Source organism: Sulfitobacter sp. (assembly GCF_036961165.1).
GTDB lineage: Bacteria > Pseudomonadota > Alphaproteobacteria > Rhodobacterales > Rhodobacteraceae > Sulfitobacter.
Window position 1 is genome coordinate 15,860 of record NZ_JBALVJ010000015.1, and the last position, 19,359, is coordinate 35,218.

A 19,359-nucleotide genomic window follows, 5' to 3' on the forward strand; every position below is an offset into this window, starting at 1 on the left:
CGGTTTTTCCTGGCGCGCGGGCTTCCTGTGCCAAACGCCTTAGCGGCGCCCGACCTGACGGCAGATCAGAATCACTGGCAACAGCCCCATCGCCACGATCACAAGGCTCGGCACTGCCGCGCCTTCGAGCCTTTCGTCACTGGCCAGCCGGTAGGCTTGCACCGCAAGCGTGTCAAAGTTGAACGGCCGCATGATAAGGGTGGCTGGCAGTTCTTTCATCACGTCGACAAATACGATCAACAGAGCCGTTAGAAGGCTTGGTGCGAGGATCGGCAGGTGCACGCGGCGCAGCGTACCCATCGGCCCCTGCCCCAGCGATCGTGAGGCCGCGTCCATGTTCACATGCACCATCGCCTGCCCGCCTTCATAGGCACCCAATGCAGCAGCCAAGAAGCGGACCATATAGGCCACCACAAGCAACCAGATAGAACCGGTAATGAGCAAGCCCGTCGAAATATCAAATGTGCTGCGCATCCACGCATCAAGCGCGTTATCGAAGGCGGCAAAGGGCACCAGCAAACCCACGGCAATCACACCGCCCGGCACCGCATAGCCCAGCCGCGCCACATAGGCCGCGCCTTGCGCCAAACGTCCACCATGCATCCGCTGGAAAAAGCCGACACTGATCGCTGCGGTCACAGTTACCACCGCGGCGACCAACGCCAAAGTGGCCGAGTTCTTGATGAAACCCAAATAACGCGCGCTGAACAAATTCTGCTCTGATCCCAAGCCCATAACGAACAACACCGCAATGGGTAGCAGCGCACCAAACACAACAGGTACCCCGCAAAGCATCATCGCTAAGCCTGCACGCCATCCGCGCAACTGTACCGCCGGTGCAGCTTTGGCACGGCGCGCGGGGTCGTGGTACTTTGCATCGCCGCGCTGCATCCGCTCCAGCATCGCCAGGAGCAGCGCAAAGCTGAGCAAGCACAGCGCCAGTTGCGCAGCACCGACGCGATCAAACAGCGAAAACCAGCTGGTGTAGATACCTGTGGCAAATGTCTGCACACCGAAATACGCAACGGTTCCGAAGTCTGCGATAGTCTCCATCACCGTCAGCAGCACCCCGCCCGCAATCGCCGGCCTTGCAAGGGGAAGGCTGACCTTAAAGAACGCGGCCCAAGGCGAAGAACCCAACGCACGCGCGGCCAGAAACGTGGTTCCGCTTTGTTGTAGGAACGCCGCCCGCGCCAGCAGATAGACATAAGGATACAGCACCAGCACCAGCATCGCCGCCGCTCCGCCAAGCGAGCGTATCTCGGGGAACCAATAGTCACGTGGCCCCCAACCTGTCAGATCGCGAAGAGTGGTTTGGACGATTCCGGGATGATCCAACACGTGAGTATAGGCATAAGCCAGCACATAGGCCGGAAAGGCCAACGGCAGCACCAGCCCGATCTCGAACAGCCGTACGCCAGGAAAACGGGTCATAGTGACCAGCCACGCAGCACCGACACCGATACTGAAAGTGCCCAATGCCACCAGTACGACCAACGTAAAAGTGGTGCGCGCATAGCCACCCAGCACTGTCTGCGCCAGCAACTGCACGGTCTCTGTCCCGCCTGAAATCGCTGCCAAAAGCACTGCCAGCATGGGTAAAGCGCAAATGGCCGCCACAAATACGGCAACGCCCGACAGCGCGCGCACGCCATCGCGTTTTTTCTTGCTGGAAGGAGTCGTCGCATCGGCCATGCGTCTATGTCGACTATTTTACTCGGAAAGGCCAGATGCTCCGATAAGGCAGGCTCAATCGTAGCTCCGCTGATCTTCGATGACCAATCCGTCTTTGGGGAGGCTCCCCTTAGTGACGACTTCGATCCGCCCTTTGAGCTTCAGAAGCTCGCTCACCGACTGCGCGTAAGCTTCTGTATTGGGCGCATCACTTTCGATCATGACGGTCATCACATCCTGCTCCGCCTCGCGAGTGGCCACAACGCGCGCGCGGCTGATTTCGTCGTGATGCGCGACCAGTTGCGCGACCTGTTCGGGGCGCACAAACATGCCTTTGATCTTGGTGGTCTGGTCTGCGCGGCCCATCCAGCCCTTGATGCGCATGTTGGTGCGGCCACAAGGACTTTGCCCAGCCATCACAGCGCTCAGATCGCCTGTCGCAAAGCGGATCAACGGGTAGTCGGGATTCAGCGTGGTCACAATAACTTCGCCCACTTCGCCTTCAGCCACGGGACTTCCTGTGCCCGGGGTCACAATTTCGACAATCACGTTCTCGTCCACGATCATGCCTTCGGCTGCAGGGGATTCGTAGGCGATATTGCCCAGATCAGCCGTGGCATAGCACTGCAAACAGGTGATGCCGCGTTCAGTGTACCAAGCGCGCAAGCTGGGGAAGAGCGCGCCGCCACCAACTGCAGCGCGAGAGATAGCAAGGGTGATACCCATCTCGTCTGCTTTCTCCAGAATGATCTTGAGGTAGTCGGGCGTGCCAGCATAGGCCGTCGTGCCGAGGTCGCGGGCCGCGATCACCTGAAGCTCTGTCTGGCCGGTACCAGCCGGCAGCACAGCCGCGCCAACGGCCCGCGCACCACTCTCGAAAATCATACCCGCTGGAGTCAGGTGGTAGCCAAAGCAGTTGTGGACGATGTCGCCCTCACCGATCCCCATTGCGTGCAGGAAACGCCCCATGCGCCACCAGTCAGGGTCAGTCGAGGAAGGCTCATAAATCGGACCGGGAGATTGGAACACATGGCTGAAACCATGAGCGGGTTTCGTGGTGAAGCCGCCGAAGGGCGCAGATGTAGCCTGCGCCTTACCCAATTCGGATTTGCGCAGCACCGGCAAGGCGGCAAGTGCGTCGATGCTGGTGATCTGTGCTGGATCAACACCGTCTAACGCCCCCGCATACCCAGACAACCCCTTCGCGCGTTCGATTTGTTCGGGCAACGCGCGGGCAATGTCAGCGGCGCGTGCGTCAGCGCTACGGATTTCCAGATCATCGAAAAAGCTCATATCAGTCACTCGTTTTTGCGTGCAGGCGAAGGCCCGCATCGTTTCTATCGAAATTCTTTTAGACGGCCACGCCGAACAGACGCCCGACGGCGGCGGTTACAGCCATGGCAAGCCCGCCCCAAACAACGACCCGCAACGCAGCAGGACCAATCGATGCCCCGCCCGCTACCGCTCCCAAGGCCCCAAGGCCGGTCAGGGCGATCAGTGTTACAATCACCACCACTGGGATCAGCACCGCTGCTGGTGCAAGCATAGCCGCAACGAGCGGAATTGCTGCAAAGGCACTGAATGTGACAGCTGAGGCAAAGGCCGCCAACAATGGTTGGGCCGCCTGCTCTTCGGTCAGGCCTAACTCGTCGCGCACGTGTGCGCCCAAGGCATCGCTTTCGGTCAACTCTCGCGCCACCTGTCTGGCCGTCGCTTCGGACAGACCACGGGCGACGTAAATCTCTGCCAGTTCGGCCTCTTCGCCTGCCGGATCATCAAGCAATGCCTGCCGCTCGCGGGCAATATCAGCATTCTCCAGATCAGCCTGTGACGACACGCTCACGTACTCACCTGCCGCCATAGACATCGCACCCGCAGCTAGACCCGCAGCACCTGCAATCAATACTGCACGCGGTGACGGATCAGCCGCAGCGACCCCGACAATCAGCGAAGCCACAGAAACAATGCCGTCATTGGCCCCCATTACGGCGGCACGAAGCCAGCCAACGCGGTCAACCAGATGCGGATCATCGCTGTGTGCAGACGGCTCCATATCAGGACAACCAGCGCTTGCGGCGGCGGTAGCTGCGAACTTCACGGAAGGATTTACGCCCCTCGTCCGACATACCGAGATAGAACTCTTTCACATCCTGATTTTCGCGCAGATCATCGGCAGGCCCGTCCATCACGACGCGACCACTTTCCAGAATATAACCGTAGTGCGCAAAGCGCAGTGCGACGTTGGTGTTCTGTTCGGCCAACAAGAAAGTCACGCCTTCCTTCTCGTTGATCTCTTTGACAATTTTGAAAATCTGCTCAACCAACTGCGGGGCCAGCCCCATCGACGGCTCATCCAGCAGGATCGTCTCGGGGCGGCTCATCAATGCGCGGCCAACAGCACACATCTGTTGCTCACCACCCGACGTGTAGCCCGCCTGAGACTTGCGACGCTCGCGCAAGCGCGGGAAATAGTTGTAGACCATCTCAAGATCCGCAGCGATGGCACCCTTGCCATCGGTCCGTGTGTAGGAGCCTGTCAGCAGGTTTTCCTCGATGGTCAAATGCTCAAAACAGTGGCGGCCTTCCATCACCTGCACGACACCCTTTTTCACCGTCTCGGCGGGGTCCTGATGCTGGATGGTGGCTCCGCGATACTTGATCGAGCCCTTGGTCACTTCGCCTCGCTCAGAGGCTAGCAAACCGGAAATTGCTTTCAGCGTGGTCGTTTTGCCAGCGCCGTTGCCGCCTAGAAGAGCGGTGATTCCGCCCTTTGGCACGTTCAGACTCACGCCCTTGAGAACAAGGATCACGTGATTATAGATCACTTCGATGTTGTTCACTTCGAGCAGATTCTCGACCTGCACCTCAGCGGGTTTTGCGTCCAACATGTTCCTTGGTCCCTTTTTTGAAATCCCGAAATCCTCTGGCCGCCACGCGGGGCAGCGGCCAGAGGGGTAGCCGCTTACTTGCAGCCGGCTTCGATGTTGTTTTCCGCAGCATAGGCAGAGGAATCTTCGGCAATCAGACCGTCGATCAGCTCTTTGTCTGTCGCGCCAAAGTCGGAAATCAGGCTCCAAGTTTTGGTGGATGCATCCCACTGGGTCACACCAACCATGCCGTCACCACCGTGGTTCTGGCAGGACACTTTGAACGCAGGACCAAAGTTTGGAAGGCCAAGTGCAGCCATCTTCTCTTCGGTCATCTCAAGTGCTTCCATACCGTCACGCATCTGGGATGCGTTGATCTGGGCTACACCGTGGATTTCCTGAGCTGTTTTAGCAGCTTCGGCAGCCAGCATCGCAGCATAGAGGCCACGGTTATACAGAACAGTACCGATCTGGTCACCGGCACCCGCCGCATTTCCCGCATCCACAACGTGCTTCTGGATGTCGTCGAACACAGGGAAGTCGCTACCCACACCGTGGAACGTCAACGCCTTATAGCCGTTGGCTGCTTCGCCTGCTGCCATTACGTCATTCTCGGAACCGGACCACCAGATGCCGATGAAGTTTTCCATCGGGAAACGGATGTTCGCAGCTTCCTGAACCGCAACCTGGTTCATTACGCCCCAGCCGTACATGATCACATAGTCAGGCTTATCGCGGCGGATTTGCAGCCACTGGGATTTCTGCTCCTGACCGGGGTGGTCAACTGGCACTTCTTTGAACTCGAACCCGTGCTTGGCGGACAGTTCCGTCAGCGTGCGGATCGGCTCTTTGCCGTAGGCAGAGTTGTGATAGACGAGCGCGATTTTCTTGCCCTTCAGATCGCCACCGTTCTCGGACAGCAGGTAGTTGATCGCACCGGAGGCACCATCCCAGTAGTTCGCAGGATAGTTGAACGTGTGGGTGAACACTTCGCCATTCTTTGCAGACGTACGGCCATAGCCCATTGTGTGCATTGGAATGTCATCAGCAGTGGTTTTCGGGATCAGCTGGTAGGTGATACCTGTGGACAATGGCTGGTATACCAGACCGCCGCCGCCTTTGAGCGACTCGTAGCATTCCACACCTTTTTCGGTGTTATAGCCGGTCTCACACTCTGGCACGGTGGTCATCACGCCGCCGATACCGCCATCACGTGCGTTCAGCATCGTGAAGTAATCCGCATAACCGTCAGCAAACGGGATACCGCCCGCTGCATAGGGGCCAGTGCGATAGCTCATCGATGGGAACACAAGATCCGCCAAAACGGGGCTTGCTGCCATCATGGATGCTACGGCAATTGTACCTAGTTTATATTTCATCGGTGTTTCCTCCCTTGGATTTTATCCGATTGGTTTCATGGGCGGGTTGTCCCGCCTTCGTTATTCGCAGCCCGTCCGCATTAGTGCGGGAAGGGCCACAATCTCAGTTTCTCTTTCGCGACGCGCCACAGCTGGTTGATGCCGTGCGGCTCCGCGATCAGGAATACGATAATCAACAGGCCAACAATCACCAGCTGCAAATGCGCCACGATATCCGTTGGCCAGCCCAGCCAGTCCACGCCGACGACCTTAAGCGCGACCGGCAGCAGAACAAGGAAAGCAGCCCCCGCGAACGATCCAAAGATACTGCCCAGACCGCCGATGATGATCATGAACAACACGAGGAACGATTTCTGGATGCCGAACACTTCACCCACTTCCACAGCGCCAAGATAGACGGAGAAGAAAAGCGCACCGGAGATGCCGATAAAGAAGCTAGATACCATGAACGCTGTCAGTTTGGCGCGCAGCGGGTTCACCCCTATGATTTCGGCCGCGATGTCCATGTCACGGATCGCCATCCATTTGCGCCCAGAAGAGCCGCGCGTCAGGTTGCGGGCGATGACTGCGCTGATGATGGTGAAGAACAGACAGAACAGATAGACTGCCCAAGGTGTTGTTGACGGGCCAGTGATCAAAATGCCGAACAAGTCGCGCTCTGGTGCGCTGATCTGACCGGACGCTGAGTAATTGTAGAACCATGAAACGCGGTTAAACAACCACACAAGGAAAAACTGCGCCGCCAGCGTCGCCACGGCGAGGTAGAACCCTTTGATCCGCAAGCTCGGCAGGCCGAACAAAACACCCACAAAGGCCGTCATAATCCCGCCCATGATGACCGAGAAGAAGATGTTGAACTCCGGCAAGCGGAACAGCAATTCACCACCCCACCAAATGTCCACGCCCGTCATGAATTTATAGCAAGAATACGCGCCCACAGCCATGAAACCACCGGTCCCAAGGCTTACCTGTCCGCAGTATCCCACAAGGATATTCAGGCCCAACGCCGCGATCGAATAGATCAGGAACGGCATCATGAGCGAGTTGACCCAATAGTCATTGAGCACAAACGGCACTACGAAGATCGCAATGAACAGCACCAAATAATAGCGGTAGCGATCAAACTTGATCGGGAACGTCTGCTGGTCCTCGGCGTAGGTCGTACTGAAATCGCCTGCTTCACGGTAGAACATTATGCGCGTCCTTCTTTATTTAGCTTGCCGAAAACCACCGGGGTCCGGTTCAACATGTCAGTATCAAACACGCTCAATGATCTTCTCCCCGAACAGGCCTTGCGGACGGAATACCAGGAATAGCAGCGCCAGCATGTAGGCAAACCAGTTCTCGGTCGCACCGCCAAGGAAGGGCGCCCCAATCAGGAATTCAAACAGCTTTTCACCCACACCGATGATCAAGCCACCCACGATGGCACCCGGAATAGAGGTGAACCCGCCTAGCATCAGGACCGGAAGCGCTTTCAAAGCGATTAGCGACAGCGAGAACTGAACCCCGGATTTCGCGCCCCACATGATCCCCGCGACCAAGGCAACAAACCCCGCCAACGACCAGACCAAAATCCAGATAAAGTTGAGCGATACACCAACCGACAATGCCGCTTGATGGTCATCCGCCACGGCCCGCATTGCGCGGCCCTGCTTGGTATACTGCGCAAACATCACCAACCCGATCACAAGGATCGCCGCAATGATGCTGGCTACGATATCGAGGTTATCGATGAAAAAGCCATAACCGAACGCTTCGTACGTCGTGCCTTCCAGCCACATGTTCATGCCCTGCGGCAAACACGCGCCCTCCGCGGCACAGACGTCCAACGCCTTAAGCTCGGACCCCCACATCAAATCCGCCACACCTTCAAGGAAGTAGGCAAGGCCGATAGTGGCCATAAACAGGATGATAGGCTCTTGGCCCACCAGATGGCGGAACACAAACCGCTGCACGGCCCAGGCCAGTGCGATCATCACAAACACCGTCAGAATGATCGCAAGGAAGGAATGCACATGCCATCCAAACTTGTGCACATCCGTGCCAAATATCGCGTTGATCAGGTGTGAAAACGGTACCTGTCCGTTCTGGATGCCGACCAGCGTCATTGCAGCAAACAGCGCCATGACCCCTTGGGCATAGTTGAAAATGCCGGACGCCTTATAGATCAGCACAAAGCCAAGCGCCACGAGCGCATAAAGCACCCCCGCCATCAGACCGTTGGCAAAGACCTCGATTGTAAAAGCAAGTTGTTCGTTCATCACACAGCTCCTCCGAGATCAATCATGTGCCACACCCAGATACGCATCAATCACTGCCTGATTGTTGCGCACGTCGTGCGGCGTGCCATCACCGATCTTCTTGCCGTAATCCATCACAACCACACGGTCGCTCAGGTCCATCACAACACCCATGTCATGCTCAATAAGTGCAATCGTGGTGCCAAATTCATCGTTCACATCAAGGATAAAGCGGCTCATGTCCTCTTTCTCCTCAACGTTCATACCCGCCATCGGCTCATCGAGCAGCAGGATCGAAGGCTCAGCCGCAAGGGCGCGGGCCAGCTCGACACGTTTTTTCAAACCGTAAGGCAGACGCGAAACGGGGGTTTTGCGAATGGCCTGAATTTCCAGGAAATCGATGATTTTCTCGGCTACTTCGCGGTTCTCGACTTCTTCACGCTCCGCAGAACCCTTCCAAAGCATCTGGGACAACAGGCCGGACTTCATATGTGTCAAACGTCCAGTCATTACGTTGTCCAACACAGACATCCCCTCGAACAAGGCGATATTCTGGAACGTCCGCGCAATGCCCTGCTCGGCCACCTGAAACGGCTTCATAGGCGGGCGACGCGAACCTTGATACCAGACTTCGCCGTCCTGCGGCACATAGAATCCGGAGATCACGTTGAGCATGGATGACTTACCCGCCCCGTTCGGCCCGATGATCGCGCGAATTTCGCCCTCACGAATATCGAAAGAGATATCTTTGATCGCTTCCACGCCACCAAAGCGCAGAGTGATGTTTTTCATCTCCATAACCACAGGACCAATCGTGCGCCCGTCCGCGGTCACATAACTCTCGGCGTTATCCTTCACGCGATGCCCCCCTGCTTATTTCTATCTGTCATTTTCATTCCCGAACAGGAGGGTGGTCGGGGCGTCGTCGCAGACGCGCGTCGTCCCATCCTCATTCCGCCGCCATCTTGCGGTTGTCCGCAAATATCTTGGCAGAGCGCACTTCCAGCGTTGCTTTAATGCTGCCCTTGCGCCCGTCTTCATAGGTCACTTCCGTCTCAGTGCTGATCTGTTCGGAACCATCGTAAAGCGCGGTGATGATGTCGTGGTATTTCTCTTCGATAATCCGGCGGCGCACTTTGCGCGTGCGCGTCAGTTCTCCGTCATCTGCATCCAGCTCTTTGTGCAGCACAACAAAGCGGTGCACCTGACAGCCCGATAGCATCTCGTCTTCAGCCACCGACGCGTTCACAGCCTCAACGTGTTCCTGAATCTGCTGCATCACCTGCGGGTGACGCGCCAGTTCTTGATAGGAGGCATAGCCGATGTTATTCCGCTCGGCCCAGTTGCCCACCGCCGTTAGGTCGATGTTGATGAACGCTGTGCACTGCTCTTTCCCGTTTCCAAAAACAACCGTCTCCAGAATGTTCGGGAAAAACTTGAGCTTGTTCTCCACGTATTTCGGCGCAAATAGCGCCCCGCTTTCCATCTTACCCACATCCTTCGCGCGGTCGATGATCCGCAGATGGCCTGTATCCGGCTCGATAAATCCGGCGTCACCCGTGGCAACCCAGCCCTCGGCATCCTTGGTGTCTGCCGTGCTTTCGGGGTTCTTGTAGTACTCAACAAACACACCGGGTGAGCGGTAGAAAACCTCGCCGTTGTCGGCAATCTTCAGCTCCACACCGGGGCAAGTCACACCGACCGTGTCACTACGCACTTCACCATCCGGCTGCGCAGTGATGAAAACTGTCGCTTCGGTCTGGCCGTACAACTGCTTGAGGTTGATGCCGAGTGAGCGGTAAAAGTCGAAAATTTCCGGCCCGATCGCCTCGCCCGCAGTATAGCCAACACGTACGCGGCTAAAGCCCAGCGTGTTTTTCAGCGGCCCGTAGATGAGCAGTTCACCCAGCTTGTATTTCAGCTTATCGCCAAAGCTCACATCCTTGCCGTCCAGAATCGCTGGCCCGACTTCGCGCGCATGCGCCATGTAGTAGTCGAACAGCTTTTTCTTGAAGCGGCTGGCGTCTTCCATGCGGATCATCACATTGGTGAGCTGCGTCTCGAACACCCGTGGCGGCGCGAAATAGTATGTCGGCCCGATCTCGCGCAGGTCCACATGCATCGTGTCCGCACTTTCGGGACAGTTCGTGCAAAATCCGGTCCAAAGCGCCTGCCCCACCGAGAAAATGAAATCCCCAACCCATGCCATAGGCAGATAAGCCAGAATGTCATCGGACTGACGCAAGTTGTCGAACTCGGACGAAGATTTGGCCGTCTCGATAACATTGCGGTTGCTCAGCACCACCCCCTTGGGCTTGCCGGTCGTGCCGGAAGTATAGAGCATCACGCCCGTGCTGTCATAATTCAGCTTGGCCTGACGCGCTTCCAATTCCTTGATGTGCTTCTCGCGGTTCGCGCGGCCCATTTCCTGCACCGCCTGATACTGGTCCAGATGCTCATGGTCATATTTACGCAAGCCACGCGGATCGAGGTAAATCATCCGCTCGAACTCAGGCAGCTGGTCTTTGACATCCGTGATTTTGTCGACCTGCTCCTGATCGCCCACCACGGCAAAGCGCGCACCGCAATGGCTCATCACATAGGCCATCTCTTCGGCGTTGGCGTCTTGATAGAGTGGCACAGGCACAGCGCCGCACATCTCGGCTGCCATCATCGCCCAATAAAGGTAAGGACGGTTGCGCCCGATGATGGAGACGAAGTCACCCTCGTTCAGGCCCAATTCCAAAAATCCAAGCGCAAGCGCTTCGACTTCGTCGCGCGTCTGGCTCCAGGTCCAGCTCTGCCAGATCCCGTATTCCTTCTCGCGGTAGGCAGGAGCGTCGGCGAACTGCTTTGCATTGCGATGCAAAAGCGCAGGTACAGACGCAGGTTGCCCCGCAGGACATTGTATCAAAGCCAAAGTGTATCCTCCCTATCCTGCCTTTTTGACAGGCCGATCGCGTTTGCGCGATTCAGTGTAGTGCTTAGAATGGCAGGCTTAGTATCCGCGTCAACTTTTTCGTGATGTTTTCACAATTCTTACGAATTGTAACAGGCGCCACTCATCCTTTGACACCCTGCCACGCGGGTGCAAACTGTGCGCTATGGCGCTGAGCAACGATCAAACAAAATCCATGACTATGGCAGGCCTGAACCTTATCGGGCAGGCCCTGACGATCTATGACCGCGAACTGCGCCTCGTGGTTTGCAATGCGCCGTTCCAGACCATGTTCGACCTGCCCAACGCGCTGGTCACCCCCGGCGCGGACTTTGTCGATACCATCACCCATCTCGCGCGTACTGGCGAATATGGTGAGATCGAAGACGTCGACAGCTTCGTGGAGGAGCGCACCCAGCAGGCTCGCGCGTTTGAGCCGCACTATATGGAACGAACACGGGCCAACGGCCGTACGATCTCGGTCGAGGGATCGCCCTTGCCGGAAGGAGGCTGGGTCACAGTCTATACCGACATCTCAGACACGAAGGCCCAAGAAGCGTTGTTGCGCGCGCGATCGGACGCGTTGAGTGATCAGCTTCTAGCCCATGCCGAACAGTTGGCCCAGACCAACCGCGAACGCGCTGCGATGATCACAGCGCTGGAAGAAACCAAACGGCAACTCACCGCATCCGAAGCCCGCGCGCGCCTAACCACCGAGATGATGCCGGCCCATATCGCCCATGTGGACGCTTCCGGCCTTTATACCTATTCGAATCAGCGTCTCAGCACGATCATCCCGCACCGTCCTTCGAATATTCTGGGCCAGCCAATCCGCGATGTGTTGGGCGCGGACAACCATGACAAGATACTTGGCGCCCTCACAACAGCCTATGAAGGCGCGCCCGCCGTGCAAGAGTTCACCGACGAGACCAGTGCACGGCGCATCAGAACAGCTTTTACGCCGGACCGTGCGGGCGGTGTCTATATCCTGTCGATGGACGTGACCGAAGAAACTCAGACCCGCGCCGCCCTGCAACAGACCCGTCGCCGTGCGCTGGCCGCACAGATCACCTCGGGGTTGGCACATGACTTTTCTAACCTATTGACCATCATTCTTGGTTTGCAATCTCGGTTGGGTCGCCTGCCCGCCCTACCTGCCGATGCCGCCCCCCTGATTGAGGGCACGCTGGCAGCCGTACGGCGCGGCGGTGCGCTGCTAACGTCTATCGCGCAAATCTCGGGACCGCGCAGCCTGCGCCCCACAGCCACCGACCTGCGAGATCTGGTGCAAGACCTTGTGACGCTAGCCGAACCCACATTGCCAAAGGGGATGACCCTTTCTCAGCGGATACCCGACATAGGTCACGTTCTTCTGGACCGCGGTATGTTACAAGACAGCCTGCTGAACCTTGTACTAAACGCCCGCGATGCAATGGGTACTCAAGGCGCAATCAACATCACAGTCCGCCGCGTTCATGACATCTGGATCGAGTTTCAGATCAGCGATACCGGTCCCGGCTTTTCTACTGCCGCGCTCAGTCGCGGACTTGATCCGTTCTTTACGACGAAAGGGGCTGAAGGCTCCGGCCTTGGCCTGCCTATGGTCTACGACATGACAAAACTCGCCGGCGGCGACCTGCGCCTTGCAAATACAGAAACCGGCGCGCAGGTGACTTTACGCCTGCCCTACCGTGCGGCTGTCCCCGCAACCACTGGTCTGGCGCTGCTGGTCGAGGATCAAAACGATCTGCGCGCACTGATGCGCGACATGCTGATGGAGCTTGGCCATTCGGTGATCGAGGCCGCCTCGGCGGATGAGGCGACCGCGTTGCTTGCCGATTTGCCCGATATCGCGTTGATCCTCAGCGATTTGCAACTAGTAGGTGACAGCACCGGCACTGATCTGGCGCGCCGCCTTGGGCCAGCCAGCCCGCCGCTAGTGCTGATGACCTCACTGCCACCGGATGCGCCGCTGTTTCTGGAAGCACAAAAATACGCCCCCGTGCTGCGCAAACCTTTCACCACCGAAGACCTCTCAACCCTCATAACTCCAGCAAAGGCAGTCACCAAATGACAAAACCACTGGTCAGCATTCTTGATGACGAGCCCGAGATCCGCACGCTTTTGTCAGACGTACTGCAAGAGGCGGGCTTTGAAACACAGAGCTTTGGCCGCGCGTCTGCGTTTGAGGCAGCGCTGGCCAAACGCACACCCGATGTCTGCCTTGTGGACCTGTCCTTGCCGGATACAGACGGGTTGACACTGGTGCACCGTCTGGCGCTGGAACAAGGCGCTGTGGTGATCATCATATCGGGGCGCGCGCAGGTTCAGGACCGTGTGACCGGGCTAGAGCTTGGGGCCGACGACTATATCAGCAAACCCTTTGATCCTGCCGAAGTCGTCGCCCGCATCCGTGCCCGCCTGCGCGGCGCACGCACACCCACACGGGCCAGTAATACCGCCGCCTTCAACGGATGGACCGCGCATTTTGACCGCTACGTTCTGGAAGATGCCGAAGGGACCGAAACGCCATTCAGCCATGCAGAAGGCGAGGTGCTGCGGCTTTTCCTTGATGCTCCCAAGCGCCTGATCAGCCGTGCACAAATGCAAGAAAGCCTTGGCGGGGCCGCATCAGAAAGCTTTGACCGCGCAATGGATGTTCGCATATCGCGGCTGCGCACGAAGCTACGCGAAGACCCGAAAAATCCGCAGTTGATCAAAACGATCTATGGCGCAGGGTATATCTTTTTGGGTGAGGTGGCTTGGGTCTGAGCCACTTCGGCTAGCGGTGCAACGCCGCTACCGCACCCGCCAGAACCTCCAGCCCCAGCACCAGATCGGCCTCGGCGGTGTCTTCCTGAAAAGCATGGCTGATCCCTCCGATGGAGGGCACGAACAACATCGCCACAGGCATCAACTGCGAGACATTTGTCGCGTCATGCAGCGCGCCCGACGGCATCACCCGCCAGCCGCCATGAGCAAGCGTTTCAGCACTGCTCTCCAACGCCTGACGTAACCGTGCATCCATCTTAACAGGCTCTAGTCCCAACATGGTGCCAAAGGAAACTTCCATCCCCCGTGCCTGCGCGACCTCTTGCGCCAGAGTGAGGATGATCTGCTCCATCCGCCCCAAACGATCAGCATCGCCATCACGCCACTGCATCGAAAACACAGCTTTTCCCGGAACGATGGAGGAGGCATTAGGATGCAAGCTTAGGTGACCAATCGTCCAAACAGTCGCGGGGGTCACCACATTCGCGAACCGCTCGGTCAGCGCGTGATTGAAGTCTGACACGGCCTGAAACGCATCGCGCCGTAGGTGCATGGGCGTGGTGCCTGCATGGTTCTGCTGGCCTTGAAACGTGATCTTCATGTCGCGGATACCGACGATGTCAGATACCACGCCGATCTGCTCAGCGGTCGTATCCAGCACCGGACCCTGCTCAATGTGCATCTCGATGAAACCAGTGAACTGCGCGGGGTCCACGTTGCCAGTATCATTGACTACCTGCCTTGCCTGACCCAACGGGATACCACTATCATCCAGCAGCAGATCAGCCTCTGCCAAGTCTAACTGACCTGACCAAACCGCACTACCTGTGGTCACGCCAAATCGGCCCTCTTCATCCTGAAAAGAAACGACCGAGACCGGCACATCAGCGCTGCGCGCAACCTCTAGCGCTGCAATAACGCCCAGCGCGCCGTCCAGCCAGCCGCCCTCGGGCTGGCTATCACTGTGAGAGCCAAGCAGCAGCGATGGCCCTTCGGCCAAACCGAACAGGTTTCCCATTGCATCAGTCTCGACCCGCAGACCGGCCTCGACCATCCGCGCAGCCAGCCATACCCGCGCGGCGCTATCGGCCTCAGAATAGGCAGGACGCACAACACCTTTACCTACACCGCTTGCCCCGAATGACCGCAGCTTGTGCAGGTCTGCCAGAAACCGCTGTCCATCTACCTGCATCGCACTTCCTTTATTACTCTGCCGCGACAGACGCCTTCACGGCTTCAACCTTCACAGCCGAGAATTTGAACTCGGGAATTTTACCGTAAGGGTCCACTGCCGGATTTGTAAGAATATTCGCGGCCGCCTCAACATAAGCAAAGGGCAAAAATACCATGTCGGGTGAGACCGCGCGGTCCATACGCGCCATGATCTCGATACTGCCACGCTTGGTAGACAGGCGCACCAACTCACCTGGCTCCACGCCAAGTTTGCGCAGTGTGGAGGGGTGCAACGAACAGTTCGCCTCAGGCTCCAACCCGTCAAGCACGCTGGAACGCCGCGTCATGGAACCTGTGTGCCAATGCTCAAGCTGGCGGCCCGTGGTCAGGATCATCGGGTAATCAGCATCGGGAGTATCATCGGGCGCGATGATGCTGGCAGGGGTAAACCGCGCGCGACCACCGGAACGGGGGAAGCCATCTGTGAACACAATCGCCTGACCGGGATCTTCAGGGCTGAGAGACGGGTAGGTCACTGCGTTCTGCACCTCCAGTCGGTCCCATGTGATGTTGTTCAGCGACCCCATGTTCAGCTTCATCTCTGCAAAGACGTCTGCCGGAGAATCGTAGTTCCAGTTCAGGCCCAAACGTTTGGCCAGCTCAACTTCAATCCACCAATCCTCGCGAGCGTCGCCGGGGGGCAGGACCGCGACACGGCCCATCTGGACCTGACGGTTGGTGTTGGTCACGGTTCCGGACTTTTCGGCAAACGCGCTGGCTGGCAGGATCACATCGGCAAAGTTTGCAGTTTCGGTGATGAAGATATCCTGCACCACCAGATGCTCCAACTTCGCGAGCGCATCGCGTGCGTGTTCGACATCGGGGTCGGACATGGCAGGGTTTTCGCCCAGAATGTACATCCCCTTGATGTCGCCATCATGCACTGCGTCCAGAATTTCGGTCACGGTCAGGCCCTTTTCGGCACTGAAATCACCGCTCTCCCAGACCTCTGTGAAGGCAGAGCGCACGCCCTCATCGGTGACCGACTGATAATCCGGCAGAAACATCGGGATCATTCCCGCATCAGAGGCCCCTTGCACGTTGTTTTGACCACGCAGTGGGTGGAGGCCAGCGCCGGGACGACCCACATGTCCCGTCATCAACGCAAGGCTGATCAGGCAACGCGCATTATCCGTGCCGTGGATGTGCTGGCTGACACCCATGCCCCAAAAGATCATCGCAGCTTTCGCCCCAGCAAAGGTGCGCGCCACATCACGGATCACCTCGGCAGAGATGCCACAAATCTTGGACATCTTTTCGGGCGTGAAATCCTTGAGGTGTGCTTTCTCGGCCTCCCAGTTCTCGGTGTAGGCTTGGATATACTGACGGTCGTACAGCTCTTCTTCGACGATCACGTTCATGATGGCATTGAGCATGGATACATCTGTACCGGGCCGGAACTGACACATCTGATAGGCAAACCGTTTTAGCGCCTGACCGCGTGGGTCCATCACGATAAGCTTGCCACCCCGCTTGGTGAACTGTTTGAAATAGGTTGCCGCAACGGGATGGTTCTCAATCGGGTTGGCCCCGATTACGATGGCGACATCTGCGTTCTTGATCTCGTTGAAGGTCGCGGACACAGCACCGGAGCCCACATTTTCCAGCAAGGCCGAAACCGAAGACGCGTGGCATAGCCGCGTGCAGTGATCGACGTTGTTGTGACCAAACCCCTGACGGATGATCTTTTGGAACAGGTAAGCTTCCTCATTGGTGCATTTGGCAGAGCCGAAACCGGCTACGCCTGTACCGCCGATGTCTTTCAGGCCATTCGCCGCCACATCCAGCGCTTCATCCCAAGTCGCCTCGCGGAAGAACTCCAGATAGTTTCCGGGGTCTACGTTCAGACCCTTAGCCGGTGCATGGTCACGCCGGATCAGCGGTTTGGTCAGACGGTGGGGGTGGTGGATATAGTCAAAGCCAAAGCGCCCTTTGACACACAGCCGCCCTTCGTTCGCAGGGCCATTGATGCCGTCGACATATTTGACCTTGCCGTCTTTGACCTTGAGCGAGATTTGGCACCCAACACCACAGAAGGGGCAGATGCTTTCGACTTCGCGGTCAAAGTCTGCGCTGTCGCCCACCTGATCCGCGTCAACCACACTCGCAGGCATCAAGGCACCTGTCGGGCAGGCCTGCACGCATTCGCCGCACGCCACGCAGGTCGAATCGCCCATGGGATCGGCCATGTCGAAAGTGGGATAGCTGTCGTGGCCACGACCGGACATGCCAATCACGTCATTCACCTGCACTTCGCGGCAGGCACGCACACACAATCCGCACGAGATGCAAGCATCAAGGTTCACCCGCATTGCCACGTGGCTGTCATCAAGCAGCGGGATGCGGCCTGCTTCAAGCTTGGGAAAGCGGCTTTCTTCGACGCCATTGAGCGCCGCCATGTCCCACATGTGGCTGGACTTGTCATGGGCTACATCATGCTCTGGGTGGTCGGTCATCAGCAGCTCAACCACCATCTTGCGGGCGTTTTCCGCGCGAGCGTTGTTGGTGGTGACGACCATGCCTTCGGAAGGTTCGCGGATGCACGAAGCCGCAAGCGTACGCTCGCCCTCGATCTCTACCATGCAAGCACGACAATTGCCGTCCGGACGGTAGCCTGGGGCCGGTTTATGGCACAGATGGGGAATTTTCAGACCGCGGCCATTGGCCACTTCCCAAATCGTCAATCCGGCTTCCGCCTCGACGGTCTCACCATCAAGCGTAAATTTGACCTTATCCGTCATAACGATTTCCCTCCAAAGCGCTTTCCACGGTTCTAAACGTGCAGACCCATTGTCGGAAGGTCGTTCCCGACACCGCGCCTCGCATTTCCGCCATACGAGGCGCTTCAGGTTTCCTATAGGCCCCTTTCCCTGCCTATCCGCCTCCCGTATCAAGACCGCAAAGAGCAGGAGCATGCATGTCGACACTCACCCTTATCCGCCACGGTCAGGCCAATTCCACCGCAACAGACGAGGCCAGCTATGACCGGCTGAGCGATCTGGGCCACCAGCAGGCGCAATGGCTGGGCGCACACCTGCGCGACACGCGCGCCCACCACACACGTCTATTCACCGGCACCCTGCGCCGCCATATAGAGACAGCAGACGGGCTGGGCACAAACCTCACTCCCACACGTGACGAACGTTTGAACGAGCTTGAGTATTTTACGCTGGCTCACCTGCTAACCGAGCAACACAATATCCCCTTCCCGAAAGAGCAGGCAGACTTCATCAGCCACCTGCCCACCGTGTTCCAGCACTGGAAAGACGAAAAGCTGGAAGGCGCGCCCGAAACCTATGCCTACTTCCAGAGCCGCATTCGCGATGCGCTGGCCGATATCGCGGCAGGCACTGGTCCAGCGCTGGTCGTTACCTCTGGCGGGTTGATTGCGAACGCTTTGGCGCAGCAAATGGAGCTTGGCGTGGCAGCGACTGCCCGCATGGCGATAGCGATCTTTCACACGTCGCTACACCAATTTCACCCCATCGGGGGACACCTGTCACCGGTGTTGTTCAACGCCACCCCACACCTCGACACGCCAGACCGCAGCCTGTCGAAAACCAATATCTGAAAGGGCCACCTGATGAATCTCTATTACACAAACGGCACGATCTCCATTGCACCGGCCATTGCGCTGCTCGAAGCGGGGCTCGAGCATCGCTTGACCAAGATCGACTTTGCCAGCGCCGACCAGACCAAGCCTGAGTACCTTTCCATTAACCCTAAAGGCCGTGTGCCCGCACTTGTGCTGGATGACGGCGCGATTCTGACAGAAACTGGCGCGCTTCTTGATTATATCGCTGCATTGGCTCCAGAGGCCAAACTGATCCCCGCGTCACCAGAGACAGCCGCGCACATGCACAGCGTCATGTACTATCTGGCTTCAACCATGCACGTGGCGCACGCCCACAAGATGCGCGGCAACCGCTGGGCCGACAAACCCGAAAGCCACGCAGACATGGCGGCAAAGGCTACCGAAACCATGACCGCCTGTGCCGCTTACGTAGAGGCGGAATGCCTGCGCGGCGACTATGTTTGCGGTGCTGATTTCACGATCGCAGATGCCTACCTGTTTGTGGTCTGCAACTGGCTTGCAGGAGACGGCGTATCTGTCTCTGACTTTCCAAAAATCACCGCCTTCATGGCACGAACGGATAGCCGCGACAGCATCAGAACGCTCCGCACCAAAGGCATGATCTGACGCCCGCTAAGCGCTTAGAGCCTCATTGCGGACAACACACGTGGACACGCAC

General features: G+C 57.7%; 15 protein-coding genes. 4 read left to right on the forward strand and 11 right to left on the reverse strand.

Going from position 1 to position 19,359, the window contains the following annotated elements:
• Nucleotides 1-39 precede the first annotated feature (39 nt).
• The 9 genes from V7730_RS09145 to V7730_RS09185 form a co-directional block, all read right to left on the reverse strand.
• A complete protein-coding gene (locus tag V7730_RS09145; RefSeq protein ID WP_335747290.1) occupies nt 40-1,695 on the reverse strand; it encodes an ABC transporter permease in 1,656 nt (551 codons plus the stop codon).
• A 54-nt stretch (nt 1,696-1,749) separates the two neighbouring features.
• Nucleotides 1,750-2,967, reverse strand: coding sequence for a phenylacetate--CoA ligase family protein (locus V7730_RS09150; RefSeq protein ID WP_335747291.1), 1,218 nt, complete (start codon nt 2,965-2,967; stop codon nt 1,750-1,752).
• A gap of 58 nt (nt 2,968-3,025) precedes the next feature.
• Nucleotides 3,026-3,727, reverse strand: a complete 702-nt coding sequence (locus tag V7730_RS09155; protein ID WP_335747292.1) for a VIT1/CCC1 transporter family protein — start codon at nt 3,725-3,727, stop codon at nt 3,026-3,028.
• A gap of 1 nt (nt 3,728) precedes the next feature.
• The gene (locus V7730_RS09160; RefSeq protein WP_335747293.1) at nt 3,729-4,562 is read right to left on the reverse strand and encodes an ABC transporter ATP-binding protein; all 834 of its coding nucleotides are present in this window, start codon (nt 4,560-4,562) and stop codon (nt 3,729-3,731) included.
• A gap of 74 nt (nt 4,563-4,636) precedes the next feature.
• Nucleotides 4,637-5,920, reverse strand: coding sequence for an ABC transporter substrate-binding protein (locus V7730_RS09165; RefSeq protein WP_335747294.1), 1,284 nt, complete (start codon nt 5,918-5,920; stop codon nt 4,637-4,639).
• Between the two features lie 80 nt (nt 5,921-6,000).
• Entirely contained in the window at nt 6,001-7,113 is a 1,113-nt protein-coding gene (locus V7730_RS09170; protein WP_335747295.1) for a branched-chain amino acid ABC transporter permease, read from the reverse strand.
• A gap of 63 nt (nt 7,114-7,176) precedes the next feature.
• Nucleotides 7,177-8,184, reverse strand: a complete 1,008-nt coding sequence (locus tag V7730_RS09175) for a branched-chain amino acid ABC transporter permease (protein WP_335747296.1) — start codon at nt 8,182-8,184, stop codon at nt 7,177-7,179.
• A gap of 18 nt (nt 8,185-8,202) precedes the next feature.
• Nucleotides 8,203-8,961 (reverse strand): ABC transporter ATP-binding protein, encoded by a 759-nt coding sequence (locus V7730_RS09180; RefSeq protein ID WP_443070200.1) that lies wholly within the window; start codon nt 8,959-8,961, stop codon nt 8,203-8,205.
• 151 nt (nt 8,962-9,112) lie between these two features.
• Nucleotides 9,113-11,083 carry an AMP-binding protein gene (locus tag V7730_RS09185; protein ID WP_335747298.1) on the reverse strand — a complete coding sequence of 657 codons (1,971 nt, stop codon included), beginning with the start codon at nt 11,081-11,083 and terminating at the stop codon, nt 9,113-9,115.
• 184 nt (nt 11,084-11,267) lie between these two features.
• On the opposite strand from V7730_RS09185, the gene V7730_RS09190 reads away from it, so the two are divergent.
• Together V7730_RS09190 and V7730_RS09195 are read left to right on the forward strand one after the other, a co-directional pair.
• Complete coding sequence (locus V7730_RS09190; protein ID WP_335747299.1) at nt 11,268-13,175, forward strand: PAS-domain containing protein; 1,908 nt, start codon at nt 11,268-11,270, stop codon at nt 13,173-13,175.
• On the forward strand, nt 13,172-13,873 hold the full coding sequence (locus V7730_RS09195) for a response regulator transcription factor (RefSeq protein WP_335747300.1): 702 nt from the start codon (nt 13,172-13,174) through the stop codon (nt 13,871-13,873). The genes V7730_RS09190 and V7730_RS09195 overlap by 4 nt, the downstream gene beginning before the upstream one ends.
• A gap of 10 nt (nt 13,874-13,883) precedes the next feature.
• Here the strand turns inward: V7730_RS09195 and V7730_RS09200 are convergent, their stop codons facing one another.
• Both V7730_RS09200 and fdhF read right to left on the reverse strand, forming a co-directional pair.
• Nucleotides 13,884-15,065, reverse strand: a complete 1,182-nt coding sequence (locus V7730_RS09200; protein ID WP_335747301.1) for a hydantoinase/carbamoylase family amidase — start codon at nt 15,063-15,065, stop codon at nt 13,884-13,886.
• 13 nt (nt 15,066-15,078) lie between these two features.
• Nucleotides 15,079-17,847 (reverse strand): formate dehydrogenase subunit alpha, encoded by a 2,769-nt coding sequence (gene fdhF / locus V7730_RS09205; protein ID WP_335747302.1) that lies wholly within the window; start codon nt 17,845-17,847, stop codon nt 15,079-15,081.
• A gap of 176 nt (nt 17,848-18,023) precedes the next feature.
• Here fdhF and V7730_RS09210 point away from each other — a divergent pair, with 176 nt between their 5' ends.
• Nucleotides 18,024-18,677 carry a histidine phosphatase family protein gene (locus V7730_RS09210; RefSeq protein ID WP_335747303.1) on the forward strand — a complete coding sequence of 218 codons (654 nt, stop codon included), beginning with the start codon at nt 18,024-18,026 and terminating at the stop codon, nt 18,675-18,677.
• A 12-nt stretch (nt 18,678-18,689) separates the two neighbouring features.
• Entirely contained in the window at nt 18,690-19,307 is a 618-nt protein-coding gene (locus tag V7730_RS09215; protein WP_335747304.1) for a glutathione S-transferase family protein, read from the forward strand.
• Nucleotides 19,308-19,359: the final 52 nt, after the last annotated feature.